Origin of the sequence: Cronobacter sp. EKM101R (genome assembly GCF_963888145.1) — a bacterium.
GTDB lineage: Bacteria > Pseudomonadota > Gammaproteobacteria > Enterobacterales > Enterobacteriaceae > Cronobacter > Cronobacter turicensis.
This window is the reverse complement of sequence record NZ_CAWPHW010000012.1, coordinates 518,653-533,550: the sequence shown is the minus strand read 5'-3', so window position 1 is coordinate 533,550 and position 14,898 is coordinate 518,653. Positions and strand designations below refer to the sequence as shown.

At 57.0% G+C, this 14,898-nt stretch carries 15 protein-coding genes; all 15 read left to right on the top strand.

Going from position 1 to position 14,898, the window contains the following annotated elements; all coding sequences use genetic code 11:
* The first annotated feature begins 30 nt into the window (after positions 1 to 30).
* The 15 genes from AACV31_RS11030 to AACV31_RS10960 all read left to right on the top strand — a co-directional run bounded on the left by AACV31_RS11030 (position 31) and on the right by AACV31_RS10960 (position 14,897).
* Positions 31 to 636: a terminase small subunit gene (locus AACV31_RS11030; protein ID WP_165154128.1), complete on the top strand. Its 606-nt coding sequence runs from the start codon at positions 31 to 33 to the stop codon at positions 634 to 636.
* A complete protein-coding gene (locus AACV31_RS11025; RefSeq protein WP_165154126.1) occupies positions 629 to 2,095 on the top strand; it encodes a terminase in 1,467 nt (488 codons plus the stop codon). The genes AACV31_RS11030 and AACV31_RS11025 overlap by 8 nt, the downstream gene beginning before the upstream one ends.
* A gap of 858 nt (positions 2,096 to 2,953) precedes the next feature.
* Entirely contained in the window at positions 2,954 to 3,160 is a 207-nt protein-coding gene (locus AACV31_RS11020) for a hypothetical protein (RefSeq protein ID WP_032806541.1), read from the top strand.
* A gap of 20 nt (positions 3,161 to 3,180) precedes the next feature.
* A complete protein-coding gene (locus tag AACV31_RS11015) occupies positions 3,181 to 4,854 on the top strand; it encodes a portal protein (protein ID WP_165154341.1) in 1,674 nt (557 codons plus the stop codon).
* On the top strand, positions 4,851 to 5,150 hold the full coding sequence (locus AACV31_RS11010) for a Bbp19 family protein (protein ID WP_110779089.1): 300 nt from the start codon (positions 4,851 to 4,853) through the stop codon (positions 5,148 to 5,150). Before AACV31_RS11015 ends, AACV31_RS11010 begins: the two co-directional genes overlap by 4 nt.
* Before the next feature lie 2 nt (positions 5,151 to 5,152).
* On the top strand, positions 5,153 to 5,875 hold the full coding sequence (locus AACV31_RS11005; protein WP_165154124.1) for a peptidase: 723 nt from the start codon (positions 5,153 to 5,155) through the stop codon (positions 5,873 to 5,875).
* 13 nt (positions 5,876 to 5,888) lie between these two features.
* Positions 5,889 to 6,875, top strand: a complete 987-nt coding sequence (locus AACV31_RS11000; RefSeq protein WP_165154122.1) for a major capsid protein — start codon at positions 5,889 to 5,891, stop codon at positions 6,873 to 6,875.
* Positions 6,876 to 6,925: 50 nt separating this feature from the next.
* The gene (locus AACV31_RS10995; protein ID WP_165154120.1) at positions 6,926 to 7,366 is read left to right on the top strand and encodes a Bbp16 family capsid cement protein; all 441 of its coding nucleotides are present in this window, start codon (positions 6,926 to 6,928) and stop codon (positions 7,364 to 7,366) included.
* A 10-nt stretch (positions 7,367 to 7,376) separates the two neighbouring features.
* Positions 7,377 to 7,814, top strand: coding sequence for a hypothetical protein (locus tag AACV31_RS10990; protein ID WP_165154118.1), 438 nt, complete (start codon positions 7,377 to 7,379; stop codon positions 7,812 to 7,814).
* Positions 7,815 to 7,863: 49 nt separating this feature from the next.
* The gene (gene gp10, locus AACV31_RS10985; protein WP_165154116.1) at positions 7,864 to 8,184 is read left to right on the top strand and encodes a capsid staple protein; all 321 of its coding nucleotides are present in this window, start codon (positions 7,864 to 7,866) and stop codon (positions 8,182 to 8,184) included.
* A complete protein-coding gene (locus AACV31_RS10980; RefSeq protein WP_032983298.1) occupies positions 8,184 to 8,786 on the top strand; it encodes a hypothetical protein in 603 nt (200 codons plus the stop codon). The genes gp10 and AACV31_RS10980 overlap by 1 nt, the downstream gene beginning before the upstream one ends.
* Positions 8,786 to 11,266: a hypothetical protein gene (locus AACV31_RS10975; RefSeq protein ID WP_165154114.1), complete on the top strand. Its 2,481-nt coding sequence runs from the start codon at positions 8,786 to 8,788 to the stop codon at positions 11,264 to 11,266. The genes AACV31_RS10980 and AACV31_RS10975 overlap by 1 nt, the downstream gene beginning before the upstream one ends.
* Positions 11,259 to 11,723 carry a hypothetical protein gene (locus tag AACV31_RS10970; protein WP_165154112.1) on the top strand — a complete coding sequence of 155 codons (465 nt, stop codon included), beginning with the start codon at positions 11,259 to 11,261 and terminating at the stop codon, positions 11,721 to 11,723. Before AACV31_RS10975 ends, AACV31_RS10970 begins: the two co-directional genes overlap by 8 nt.
* Positions 11,723 to 12,265 (top strand): virion core protein, T7 gp14 family, encoded by a 543-nt coding sequence (locus AACV31_RS10965; protein ID WP_165154110.1) that lies wholly within the window; start codon positions 11,723 to 11,725, stop codon positions 12,263 to 12,265. Before AACV31_RS10970 ends, AACV31_RS10965 begins: the two co-directional genes overlap by 1 nt.
* Positions 12,266 to 12,371: 106 nt before the next feature.
* Positions 12,372 to 14,897, top strand: coding sequence for a transglycosylase SLT domain-containing protein (locus AACV31_RS10960; protein WP_255491232.1), 2,526 nt, complete (start codon positions 12,372 to 12,374; stop codon positions 14,895 to 14,897).
* The last annotated feature ends 1 nt before the right edge of the window (position 14,898 follow it).

Here is a 14,898-nt window from a genome sequence, read left to right as displayed (position 1 = left end):
CAAAATGGTAATAGTTTTGAGGTTATAGCCATGGCCGAAGGCGCGGGAAAGCGAAAATCCACCAAATTTAAACCGTTAACGGATATGCAGGAGCGTTACTGCCAGGAATACGTGAAGACACCGGACGCTCAGGGCCAGGCCGCAAAGCGCGCCGGGTTTTCGTCGTATGACAACGCCGCAATGCGCATGATGAAAGACGACCGTATTCGCGACCGCATCGCCGAGCTGATGGAAGAGCGCAACAAGCGCCTGCGCGTCAGCGCTGATTACGTGCTGATTCGCCTGGTGGAAATCGACCAGATGGACGTGCTGGATATCCTGAATGACGACGGCAGCCTCAAGCCGATCCGCGACTGGCCGAAGGTATGGCGGACCTCGCTCAGCGCGATGGATATCAACCGGCTCCGCATGGCAGGCAAGGATGGAGAGGACGATATCGAGTCCACCCTGCAGAAAGTGAAGTGGCCAGACAAGGTGAAGAACCTCGAACTCATCGGCAAGCACGTTGACGTCAACGCGTTCAAAGAGGTTCATGAGCACAACGTGAACCTGTCACTGGCTGACCAGATGGCTAAAGCCCGCCAGCGCGCCGCGAACAGCGGGAAAGGCACGAAGAAGGTGAAAGGCGATGAGTGATGCTGTCGATATCCAGTCGCAGCTGGTGGAAGATATCGCCAGCTTCACGCACGATCCGCTAGGGTATGCGCTCTACGCGTTTCCGTGGGGCGAGACCGGCTCCGAGCTGGAAGATTCAGAGGGGCCGCGCGACTGGCAGGCGGAAGCGTTCGACGAAATAGGGCAGCACCTATCCGACCCGGCGACGAGGTTCGAGCCGCTCATGATTGCCCGCGCGTCCGGCCACGGTATCGGCAAATCTGCTTTCATCTCAATGCTGATCAAGTGGGGCATGGACACCTGCGAAGACTGTAAAATCGTGGTGACGGCCAACACCGAGAATCAGCTGCGCACGAAGACCTGGCCGGAAATAGCAAAGTGGCAGCGCCTCAGCATCACCCGCGACTGGTTCACCGCCACCGCCACCGCGATTTACTCCAATGACCCGAGCCACACCAAAGCCTGGCGCGCCGACGCTATCCCGTGGAGCGAGAACAACACCGAGGCTTTCGCGGGCCTGCACAACAAGGGCAAGCGCATCATCCTGGTATTCGATGAAGCGTCCAATATCGCGGATCTGGTGTGGGAGGTGGCCGAGGGTGCGCTGACGGACGAAGACACCGAAATTATCTGGGTGGCGTTCGGTAACCCGACGCGAAACACCGGGCGATTCCGCGAATGTTTCCGCAAATACCGGCACCGCTGGAAGTGCAAGCAGATCGACTCCCGCACCGTCGAAGGCACCAACAAATCTCAGATCGAGAAGTGGGCCGCCGACTACGGCGAAGACAGTGACTTTTTCAAAGTGCGCGTGCGTGGCATCTTCCCGGACGCGTCAGAAACACAGTTCATCCCGACCGGCATGACCGAAGAGGCGCTGACTCGCATCGTCACCGAGGCGCAGGTGGCACACGCGCCGGTTATTATCGGTGTCGACCCGGCATACTCCGGCGCTGACGACGCGGTTATCTATCTTCGACAGGGGCTGCACAGCAAACTGCTCTGGCGCGGCAGCAAGACCACCGACGACCTGATTATGGCGAAGCGTATCGCCGACTATGAGGACCAGTATCGCGCCGACGCCGTGTTTATCGACTTTGGCTACGGCACCGGCCTTAAATCCATTGGCGACGGCTGGGGGCGTGCGTGGACGCTGATCCCGTTCGGCGGCAAGTCGACTGATCCGCAGATGCTGAATAAGCGCGGCGAGATGTACAACAACGTGAAAACCTGGCTCAAGCTGGGCGGCACGCTGGATGAGCGCGAAACGGCGGAGGATTTGTCGGCGGTAGAGTACAAGGTGCGCGTCGACGGCAAAATAGTGCTGGAGCCCAAAGAAGATATCAAAGACCGCCTGGGGCGCTCGCCCGGCTGCGGCGATGCTCTGGCGCTGACGTTCGCATTCCCCGTATCAAAGCGGATGAACCTGCCAGGGCAGCAGCAGGGTCGCACGATCAGCGACTATGACCCATATGCATAAAAAAATGCCCGCACGGGGCGGGCTAACTGGAAGCAATGAGGGTTGGCTTGTTACAGCGGGAAACCATCGCGATGGCGTCCTGGTGTAAAAAGGGCGGTGGTCAGTAAGGACTATCACAACTGCCACCGCCAACGACTACACACAGCTTGCTACGGGATATCACGGTCCTGAGGCGTGATTGGGTTGTGGTGGCGGGGTGCCACCGGCTCCCATCAGTTTTTAAAGCCACTCAGATATCGTCTGGGCTGTGCCGGTTACGCGTCCGGCGTCTTTCGACCGCTATTTAGGTGGTATCGGGTGATGAGTCCGACATTAATGGCCGAATGTACCTGGCAACGTATGGTTAGGTGCCGGGCACTTCCCCCGGCTGGGTATCTGCTCAAAACGTTAGCGATACCGACCAACGACTGTAGCGGCGTCCGGATTCGAACCGGATAGCGGGTAGGGAGCCCGCCAAACACCTGATCGCCACAACATTGAGAGCACTACCCAGCACCACATCGTTATTCCTGGAAGGTCAACATTTAATGCTCTCATCGTTGCATCCTCGTCTCTTCCGAGGTGTCACACCGTATCGCCAGGATGGTGATTCCCCTGTCCGTGCAGATGGCTTGCACATTCCGGCTACCCGCTACGGCGCAAAATCAAGGACCGCCCGGACCGCTGCGACGCATGTGCCATACGCCGTAATAAAACACCGCTAACCGTTACATACAAACCTCCGACTCCGGGTTGTACATGGCAATGATATTTACCAAAAAGGTAATAATTAACGCGCTTAATGTCAATACACTACAGCAAATAATTCTTATGTGGTTAAATTGGTAATAATTTAACTGGCATTCCGAGGTAGTGAAAATGTGCATGGGCAGCTCTCCGTCAGTACCCAAAGCAGCGCCGGTCGTGCAGGCACCGCAGGAGCAGGATCAGGCAGTGATTGACGCGCGCGACGAAGAAACCCGCCGCCGCCGCGCCGCCGCCGGTCGCAGCTCAACCATGCTGACTGGCGCGCAGGGCGATACCTCTGCCGCGTCTACCAGCGGCAAAACGCTGCTCGGTCAATAACGGAGCGCTGGTCGATGCCAATGACGAACGAAACCCTGAAAGAGCAACTGACGAAGCAGCTGGCGCAGCTGGAGCAGGAGCGCGAGACTTTCGAACCTCACTGGCGCGAACTGAGCGATTTCATTATCCCGCGCGGCTCCCGCTTCCTGACAAGCGAAGCTAACCGCGGCGATCGCCGCAATAACAAGATTGTCGACCCTACCGCAACGATGGCAAACCGCACGCTGTCGAGCGGCATGATGTCGGGCATCACAAGCCCGGCCCGCCCGTGGTTCAAGCTGGCGACACCTGATCCCGAAATGATGGATTACGGCCCGGTCAAGCTGTGGCTGGAGACTGTGCAGAACCGCATGAACGACATGTTCAATAAGTCGAACCTGTACCAGTCATTGCCGATCATTTACTCAAGCCTGGGAACATTCGGCACCGGCGCGCTCGCCGTGCTTGAAGATGACGAAGACGTTATTCGCACGATGCCGTTCCCGGTCGGCAGTTACTACATTGCGAACAGCCCGCGCCTCAGCGTCGATACCTGCTTCCGTAAATTCTCCATGACCGTGCGCCAGCTGGTGCGCGAGTTCGGGCTGAATAGCGTCAGCAGCAGTACTAAAAGCTTGTTTGAGAACGGCAGCTATGAAAAGTGGGTGGATGTGGTGCATGCCGTCTACCCGAATATGAACCGCGAAACGGGCAAGATGAATGCCAAAAACAAGGCGTTCCGCTCTGTCTATTTTGAAGTTGGCGGCGATAACGACAAAGTTCTGCGTGAATCGGGCTATGACGAATTCCCCATCATGGCGCCGCGCTGGGAAGTCAACGGCGAGGATGTTTACGGCGCCTCCTGTCCGGGCATGATTGCGCTCGGCCAGGTTAAAGCGTTGCAGCTCGAACAGCGCCGCAAGGCGCAGCAGATCGACAAGCAGACTAACCCGCCGATGATTGGCCCGACATCTCTGAAAACGCAGCGTGTCTCCCTTCTTCCGGGCGATATCACCTATGTCGACCAGGTGACGGGTGCCGAAGGTCTGCGCCCGGCTTACGTGGTTAACCCGAACCTGGGCGATCTGCTGGGCGACATTCAGGACACGCGCCAGCTCATCAACAGCGCCTATTTCGTCGATCTCTTCATGATGCTCCAGAACGTCAATACCCGCTCTATGCCGGTTGAAGCCGTTATCGAGATGAAAGAAGAGAAGCTGCTGATGCTCGGGCCGGTGCTCGAACGCCTCAACGACGAGTTTCTCGACCCGCTCATCGATCGCGCTTTCTCCATGATGGCGCGCAAAAACATGCTGCCGGAGCCGCCGGAAGAAATGCAGGGTATGCCGCTGCGTATCGAATATATCTCCGTGATGGCGCAGGCGCAGAAAGCGATCGGGCTCAGCAGCCTTGAGCGTTTCGTTGGTTTCGTCGGCAACCTTGCGAACGCCAAACAGGAAGCGCTGGACAAGCTCGATGTCGACCAGGCCATCGACAACTACGCCGTCATGTCTGGCGTATCACCGACTGTTGTTGTGCCGCAAGAGCAGGCGCAGCAAACCCGCAGCGACCGTGCTCAGCAGCAACAGCAGGCAATGGCCCTGCAAACCGGCTTGGCTGCCGCGCAGGTCGCTAAAACCCTCAGCGAAGCCAAAACCGCCGATCCGAATCTTCTCACGGCTCTGGCCGGTGCCGCCGGAGGCCAGCCGCAATGACTGATATCTACGACGAAGACCAGCCGACAGCCGAACAAATTGCCCAGCAGAAACGCCTTGAGGAACGAGACGCCGCTGATATCCGTGCCGTGATGGGCACAGAGGCCGGCCGCCGTGTCATCTGGCGCGTGCTCTCGCAGGGCAAGACCTTTGCCACGACCTTTGCTGGCGATCCGCACGTAACTGCATTTAACGAAGGGCAGAGAAACATGGCGCTGGCGCTATTTCAGCGCGTCATGACCAGCTGCCCGGATCTGTATCTGACGATGGCCGATGAGGCCGCCAAACAGGAGTAACCATGAATCTGTTTCAACGTCTCTTATTTCGCCGCCTTTGCAATGAGCAGCCTGCCGACGGCGGCGCTGGCGGCGGTGGCGCACCATCTGATGCCGCTGGCGCAACTGCAACCGATCAGAGTCAGGGCAATGCAGACCAGCAGCCTGGCGCGCAGGCAGAAGGCCAGTCTCAGGATCCGGCAGAACAGAAAACCGATGACGGCGCAGAGCAGCCGAAAAAGGACGAAGAGAAGCCGGGCGAAAAGAAAGACGAAACCAAAAAGCCCGAAGGCGCGCCGGAGAAATATGAGCTGACTGCGGGCGATGGCGTCGAGCTGGATGCCGCGGCAGTGAAAGAGTTTGAGCCGATCGCGCGTGAGCTGAACCTCAGCAACGAGCAGGCGCAGAAGCTGGTGGACGTTTATGCCTCAAAAATCCTGCCGCTGGTTAATCAGCAGCAGCTCGCTGCATGGCAGAAGCAGGGCGAAGAGTGGCAGGCGGCCATCAAGGCCGACAAAGAAATCGGCGGCGACAAGCTGACGTCCAGCATCAGCGCTGCGCAGCGCGCGATCGATCAGTTCGGAACTCCCGAGCTGAAAGAATACCTGGAAGCGTCCGGGCTCGGGAATAACCCCGCGCTGGTGCGTTTCTGCGTACAGGTCGGTAAAGCCATGTCGGAAGACAACATGGTGACCGGCGGAAATCAAGGCCAGCGTAGTGCGGCCGAAGTGCTCTATGGCAACTAAGAGGAAATAAACCATGGCTGTTAAAGGCTTAAATGCGCTGACGCTGGCGGACTGGGGTAAGCGCGTAGATAACGGCGGGAAGACCGATAAAATTATCGAGCTTCTCTCCCAGAGCAACCCCATCCTGGAAGATATGCCGTTCGTAGAGAGTAACTCTCCGACCGGTCACCGCACCACTATTCGCACCGGTTTGCCGGATGCCTACTGGCGCATGATCAACTCCGGTGTGCCGAAGGGTAAATCCACTACGGTTCAGATCACCGATACCATGGGGATGCTCGAAACCTACGCCGAAATCGACAAGTCTCTGGCCGATCTGAACGGTAACACCGCTGAATTCCGTTTGTCGGAAGACCGCGCATTCCTGGAAGGCATGAACCAGCGAATGGCGCAGACGCTTTTCTATGGCGACACCAGCGTTAACCCGCAGCAGTTCATGGGTCTGGCGCCGCGTTATTCCAGCAAATCCGCAGGAAACGGTCAGAACATTATCGATGCTGGCGGCACCGGCACCGACAACACCTCTATCTGGCTGGTGGTGTGGGGCGAAAACACCGTTCATGGCATCTTCCCGAAAGGTCAGAAAGCCGGCTTGCAGATGGAAAACAAAGGTCAGCAGACGCTGCTTGATGCCAACGGCAACCCGTATGAAGGCTATCGCACCCATTACAAATGGGATGCTGGCCTGACGCTGCGTGACTGGCGCTACGTTGTTCGCATCGCAAACATCGACGTAAGCGACCTGTCCGTGCCTGGTTCTGCAGCCAATATCGTCAGCCTGATGATCCGCGCGCTGCACCGCATTCCGAACCGTGGCATGGGTAAACCTGTGTTCTACATGAACCGCACCGTTGCCCAGGCTCTCGATACTCAGTCTCTGGATAAAGCCTCTCTGGCTCTGACCGTCAAAGAGACCGAAGGCGAGTGGTGGACCGCTTTCCGCGGCGTGCCGATTCGTGAAACCGACGCGATTCTGGAAACCGAATCCCGCGTTGTTTAACGCCTGTCATTAACCGGCGGGCCGCGCGCCCGCCAGAAGGAGATAAAGAGATGATCCTCGACAAACTGTTGATGTTCTCCGAAGCGCAGGCGGTTACCGCGTCGGCAGCTTCCACTGATGTTATCGACCTCGGCCCGATTGACGGCACCCGCCGCGATATCGGCGTCGGTGAGCCGCTGGAGTGGTTCGTTAACGTTAACACCACGGCGACCGCAGCAGGCGCTGCCACGGTCAACGCCAACCTGCAAACCAGCACGGATAACTCCACCTGGACGACCATCGCGAGCTCTGGCGATCTGGCGCTTTCCGCCTTGATCGCTGGCAAGCGCATCGTTTCGCAGAAGGTGCCGCAGGGCGTGCAGCGTTACCTGCGCGTTAACTACACCGTGGGGACCGGGCCGCTTACCGCTGGCGCGTTCACCTCCGGCATCAACCTCGACGTAGACGGTAACAACACCTACTACGCCACCCGCTCACGAATCACTGGTTAAGGGTTAGAAGATGGCACAGGAAAAAGCGAAGTACCGCATTCTGCGTCTGTCCTTTATCGGCAATCAGCTGCTGGATGAAGGCGCGGAAATTGAATATGACGGCGAGCCGGGCAGCGCACTGGAGCCGCTCAACGACGCGGCGAAATCTGCGAAGAAAAAAGCTGAGCAGAAGGCCGAACAGAAACGCGGTAAATCCACCGCTGCTGACGGCCCGGCGCCGGTCGCCAGTGTTCTGAACCCTGTTGTGCAGAACCCGGAAGGCCCGGGCGAAGGTGGTGAAGGCGAAGGCGACGATGGTGAAGTTGGTGATGGCACTGGTGCTATCAGTGATGATCTCGCCGCGCTGCGCAAGCAATACGAAGATCTGTTCAACGAGAAGCCCGGCAATATGAAGGCTGAGACGTTGCAGGATCGCATTGCTAAAAAACGCGCCGAGTTGGGCCTTTAAGCCCCAGTAAAAACAAGGGGCTTCGGCCCCTTTATTGCAGGAGTGGGTTATGGATCTGGTAAATCTCAAAAACGGCACCGACACCTATCAGGACGAAAGCGGCGAAACCAAAACCCGCGACGACTATCCCTGGGGGCTGCGCCTCAATCTTGATAACGAAACCCTGAAAAAGCTTGGCGTAAGCATGCCTGCCGTCGGCTCGGAAGTGATGATTACCGCGCGTGCGGTCGTTAAGGGCACGTCTGTGCGCGATGACGGCGATGAAAAGTATCAGAACGCCGACGTGCAGATCACTGATATGGCAATCGCATCGGCGCAGGCTGAGCAGCAGAAATCAGCCGCCGACACTCTTTACGGCGGGGATGAATAATGGCTTCGGCGGTCGAAATCTGCAACCTGGCTCTGAGCAATATCGGTAGCCGCAGCATCAACAGCCTCGATGAAAAAAGCAAAGAGGCCGACAAGTGCAACCTTCATTTCGAATCGTGCCGCGATGCTGTCCTGGCAGATGCCGAGTGGAATTTTGCCACCAAGCGCGTGGCGCTGGCCGACACTGGCAGCGCGCCGCCTGACTGGTCATATGCTTATGCATACCCCACTGACTGCCTGCGCATCATCGAAATAATGCTTCCGGGTGTGCGCTATCCGACGTCTGCGATGCGCATCAACTACGAGACGGGAGTCAACGATGCGGGCACCGGCAAACTTATCTATACCGACCAGCGGGAAGCGCGGCTGAAGTACGTTTCGCGCATTACCGATGTCAATATGTTCGATCCGTTGTTCCAGGATGCTCTGGCCTGGCGGCTGGCGGCGGCTATCAATATGCCGTTGACTGGCGATGCCAATCTGACGCGGTTTTGCCTTCAGATGTACCAGAGCGTCATCCTGAGCGCCGGATCTCACAGCATGAACGAGAGCCAGGAACCGCAGGAGCCGGATAGCGAATTCACGACAGCGAGGTTGTCATAATGCCTATCAGCTGGATTCAGCCGAGTTTTGCCGGGGGTGAAATTGCTCCGTCACTTTACGGCCGCATTGATATGGCTAAGTACCAGGTCGCGCTGCGCCGCTGCAGCAATTTTATCGTGCGGCAGTATGGCGGGGTAGAGAACCGGCCAGGCACGCAGTTTATCGCGGCAACGAAATACGCCAATAAAAAATGCCGACTGATCCCGTTCCAGTTCTCCACGGTGCAAACTTATGCGCTGGAGTTCGGCGACAAATACATGCGCGTTTTCAAAGATGGCGGGCAGGTGCTCAGCACGTCGGGCGCTGTTTACGAGATTGCCACGCCCTACGCCGAAGCTGATTTGTTCAGGCTCAAGTTTACTCAGTCAGCTGACGTACTGACGATCGCGCATCCGAAATACCCGCCAATGGAGCTGCGTCGATATGCGCATGATAACTGGCAGATAGCCGCCGTTCAGACGAAAAATGGCCCGTTCGAAGATATCAACGTCAACGAGTCCATTAAGGTTTATGCGAGCGGATCCACGGGCAACATCACTCTCACTGCCAACTCAGCAATATTTGGGGCAGAGCAGGCAGGTAAGCTCTTTTATCTTGAGCAGACGGCGGTTGACTCGGTGCCGGTATGGGAAACCAGCAAGACCACTGTGGTGAACGATATCCGCCGCGCCGGGAGCAATTACTATCGCGCGAACACTGCGGGCAAAACTGGCACGCTGCGACCTTCACACACAGAGGGCATGTCGTGGGATGGATGGGGCGGCACCGGCACGGATGCGACCGGCGTTCAGTGGGAGTACCTACATTCAGGATTTGGCATAGCGCGCATAAACTCGGTATCCAGTGACGGGTTAAGCGCTAACGCCACGGTGATCTCTTACATCCCGAACCAAGTTCTCGGTGCTGCAAATTCGAGTTTTAAGTGGGCTCGCTACGCCTGGAATGACGTAAATGGCTATCCTGGGACTGTCGTCTATTATCAGCAGCGCCTTTTCTTCGCGGCGAGCAGTGCGTACCCGCAAACGATATGGGCCAGCCGTACCGGCGATTACAAAGACTTCGGCAAAAATAACCCTGTACAGGATGATGACCGCATTATCTATACCTATGCTGGCCGGCAGGTGAATGAGATCCGCCACCTGATAGACGTCGGTTCACTGGTGGCGCTGACGTCCGGCGGCGAGTACATCATCACTGGTGACCAGAATAAAACGCTGACACCGAGCGCCTTCGCGTTTTCATCTCAGGGCTCGAATGGATGCAGTAACTTGCCGCCGATAGCCGTCGCCAACATCGCGCTATTCGTGCAGGAGAAGGGCAGCGCCGTGCGCGATCTGGCCTATTCATTCGACGTTGACGGGTATCAGGGTAACGACCTCACCATTCTCGCCAACCATCTGTTTCAGAAACACAGCATTGTCGACTGGTCATTCAGCACGGTGCCTTATTCCGCCGCGTGGTGCTGCCGTGAAGACGGCATGCTGCTTGCCCTGACCTATCTGAAAGATCAGCAGGTATTTGCCTGGGCGTCACAGCCTACTGACGGATATTTCGAATCGACCTGCTCAATCAGTGAAAGCCAGGAGGACGCCGTTTATTTCGTTGTGCGCCGCGTTATTAACGGACAGACGGTGCGATACGTGGAACGCCTCGCGAGCCGCCTCTTTACCCTCACAGAAGACGCGTTTTTCGTCGATTGCGGACTGAGCTATGACGGACGAAATACCTCGTCAGCTACGGTAAAAATCACCGGCGGAAGTGGCTCATGGGATTACGAGCAGTTGTATACCCTCACAATGACTGGTGGCAGCGGCTTTACTGCGTCAGATATCGGCGCACAGATCCAGATCCCCTACGTTGGACAAGACGCCGACGGCAATCCGCAGAACATGGAATTGCGCTGCAATATCATTGAGCTCGCATCCTCAAGCGCCGTAAAAATCATGGCAAGCCGTAACATCCCCACTGAGCTGCAAGGGGTAGCAGTAAAAAACTGGCAGATGGCCCGACAGACATTCGCCGGGCTGAACCATCTGGAAGGGAAAACGGTAAGCATTCTCTCTGATGCGAACGTTGAGCCTCAAAAGGTCGTAACTGGTGGCACAGTTACCCTCGAATCTCCCGGCGCGGTAGTGCATATCGGGCTTCCTTACACCTCCCAACTTGAAACGCTGGACGTCAATATCAACGGTCAGGAAACGCTACTCGATAAAAAACAGCTCATCACCTCAGTTTCTCTGGTTGTAAACGCCAGTCGCGGGATATGGGCAAGTACGCCCGGCGGTGACTGGTACGAATATCCTCAGCGTGAATTTGAGTTCTACGATGATCCGGTTGATGACGCTACCGGCAAGGTGACGCTGAAAGTAGACAGCACGTGGGGGCTAAACGGGCGAATTATCGTGCGTCAGCAGGACCCTCTGCCGCTTTCTGTTCTGGCTCTAATTCCTGTTTTGACAGTAGGAGGCCGCAATGCTTGATGTCCGCGTGGTTCCCGCTGAGAAGCGCCATATTGAGGAAATGCTGCCCAATGTCCGACAGGCTGACATTGACGAGTTTCTCGCGATATCCGGCCAGACGCCGCGTGAGGTAATGGAGCACGGTCTGCGCATATCAACATTCTGCTGCGCCGGAATGGTCAACGGGAGAGTAGTGACGCTCTTCGGCGTAGCGCCTGCCTCTATTCTGAGCGGTCGCGGCATTCCGTGGCTGGTTGCCACTGACGATCTGCAGAAATACCAGCGCCCGTTCCTGCGTCGCTGCCGCCACGTAGTCAATGCAATGCTGATGCCTTATCCGTATCTTGAAAACTATGTTGACGAGCGGAATCACGTGGCGAAAGCGTGGTTGAAATGGCTCGGCTTTCATCTTGAAGATCCGGCGCCCTACGGCAAAGAGCGGCGACCATTCCATCGCTTTTACATGGAGAAAAAATAATGTGTAACCCGGCCATCGCTATGGTTGCTGTCACCGTTGCATCGGCGGCGTACAGCGCGTACAGCCAGAACCAGCAGGCAAAGTACGCCTCTAAGGTAGCAGATCAGAATGCTGACGCAGCCGAGAAGCAGGCAAATGAGGCTATCAACAGCGGCAACGCCCAGGCGGATGAAATCCGGCGCAGAAACCGTATTGCTCGCGGTAATCAGGCTGCAACTCTGGCAGCGAGCGGCGCGGATTTAGGCAGCGGCAGCGCTCTCGACATGTTCGGCGATACTGCTCAATTCGGGGAGCTTGACGCACTTACGACGGTAAACAACGCCACCAGGCAGGCATACGGCATGCAGACGGAGGCGGAGAATTACAAGTCACAAGCCAGCGCCAGCCGGAGCCAGGGGAACATGGGGGCGTTCTCAACGCTGCTGACTACGCCGCTTAATGCCTATGGCGCTTATAAGATGGGCGGCGGCACGTGGAGCCCGTTCACCCAAAGCAAGGCCGCGCCGATTAGCGCCGCCGTCGGCACACCTACCGGGCGTTAAGGAGAGCATTATGCCAGTCGTACCAACCGTAACCGGTCGTCAGGTTGAAAGCCGCGGGTATTCCTCTCCTGGTTTGCAGGCAGTACCGCAGCCAAACGTTGGCGACGTGATTGCCGACGCCTCGCAGAAATACGCTGGTGCCTACGCGGAGGCGCGGCAGCGCGCTAACGTAGCTATGACGCAGGACGCGAGCCTGCAACTGGATGCCGTAGGCAATGATCTGCTTAATAACCCTGACAGCGGATTTATGAATCTCCAGGGCAAGAATGCGATCGGCAAAAGCCAGGAGTACACCCAGCAGTTTGACCAGCAGGTTGAGCAAATTGCCGCCCGTCTGCCGGACGAGCAGGCGCGCAATGCTTTCTTGCAGCAGGCCCAGCAGCAGCGGATGAGCTTCACCACTCAGGCCGGACGGCACGAGGTGGGGCAGGTGCGGCAGTATGAGGCTGGCATGCAGGAAGCCACCCTTAAAACGCTCACCAAGCAATTCACTAACCCCGAGATGGCTCAGGTTGCGGGCGAAACGGCTTATCAGAGCATCATGGCGTACGGAAAGGCCCACGGTCAGAGCGATGAAGAGATAGAGCAGAACTGGATTTCGTGGCGTGAAAATGCGGCTAAAGGTGCATCCGAGGCCTGGTATGTGCCGATGTATCAGCAAATGCTGGGGCCCGGCGGGAAGATTCAGGTGACAGACACCCCGACGGAAGCGCAACTTTTTTCCGCGATGATATGGAATGAAAGCGGCGGCAATCAGTACAGCAAAGACGGCGCGCCGCTGGTTTCCCAGAAAGGCGCGGTAGGCGTGGCGCAAGTGATGGAGGATACCGGGCCGGAGGCTGCCCGACTGGCGGGGGTGCCGTGGGATCGTGAAAAATGGCTGAATGACCCGCGCTATAACGCAAAACTTGGGCAGGCTTATTTCGGTGCCCAGATGAAAAAATATGGAAATAACCCAGTCCTGGCGGTGGCAGCATATAACGCCGGACCCGGCGCAGTTGATGGCTGGATTGAGAAAATCGGTGATCCGCGTACAGGTGCCGTAAGCAATGAGCAGTTTGCCGCAGCGATCCCCTACGAAGAAACCCGTAATTACGTGGCGAAAGTGACGGGCAGCGCGGCGGCCATCCCCGGCGATGCGACGATGGAGAACCTGATTTCTCAGCCGTGGTGGAATGCCATGAGCCCGGCCAGCAAATCTCAGATGATGAGCAAAGTAGCGGGCCTCTATGACATGCAGGCGTCTGCCGGTCGCGTGGCGCTGCAAAGCCGGATGCAGGATGATCTGGCTCGCCTTGAAGCTGGCCAGCCGGTTCAGCCTGTCAGCGCGCGTGAGTGGGCAGCAGTGATGCCGCTGCAGGCCGCCCCAGCAGAACGCATGCAGATGGAGAAAACCTACCAACAATATCAGCAGGCCATGACCCTGCAGCCCGTTTACCAGTCCATTACGCAGGGTAACGTGCAGCAGGCGACGGCGGCGGTACAGGCGCTTCGACCGCAAGATAATGATGCTGATTTCAAATATAAGCAGGAACTGTACGCAACAGCACAGTCAAAACTGAACCAGGTATTGAAGGCTCGCGAGTCTGATCCGGGAACCTGGCTGCAACAATATTCCCCGGTCGTGCAGAGCGCGTTTTCTGAATACCAGAATAACCAGGCATCAGGTGAATATCTGGTTTCTCGAATTCAGGCAGAGAAAGACCGTTTGGGCATCCGGAGCAAAAAGGTTCTTCCGGACACGATGGTTAACAGCCTGCTTGAACGCATTGATAATTCTCAGGAATCAAGCGTCACTGCGATCCAGTCTGTGGCGCAGTCGTTCGGGAAATACTCCGATCAGGTGATGCAGCAGGTGCAGAAAAATGCCTTCCCGGCGCTACAGGTTGTGATGGCAACTGAAAACCCGCGTGCGGCAAACGCGCTGTGGCAGAACCGCGGCGTTAAAACGGCTGACCTGCGGGGAAGCTTCGAGAAGCCTGATGCTGATAAAGCTGATTCATCGTGGAACGATCAGGCCAAAGACTTTGCCAGCACGATGGTTGTTCAGCCGGGCGGCACTGCCGTGTGGAATAACTTCAACGAGCAGGGGAAGCGCCTGACCTATATCAATATGCAGCGCGGCATGTCGGCCTCTGACGCGGCAAAACAGGCATACCAAGACATTCTGGGTGAGCAATACCAGACAAGTGGAACGTGGCGCCTGCCAAACCGAACCGGGCTTGATCTGCGCGACGTAACCGACGGCGCAAATGCCTACCTTGAAAATCTGTCATCCGAGCAGATTATGCCGCTGATTGGCGACCCGCGGCTGCCAGAATCGGTCAACAAAGAGCAAAGCCTTTCTCGCATCAAAGAAAGCGCGCAGTGGGTGACTAACAGCAATGAAAGCGGGCTAACTCTGATGATGAATGGCCTGCTGGTGAACGGTGCCGACGGCAACCCGATCACCGTTCCATTCAGCGACCTGGCGAAACTCGGAACAGGAACCCGATCGACGTGGAACAAACTGACCAAATTCATCGACACGCCAGTGAAATATACGCCTGGTCAGTCGAAAAATTACAGCGTAGAGAGCCAGCGCGAAAACATTCTCGACATCCTCCAGAACGGCCAGCAGTCAGGACGATAAC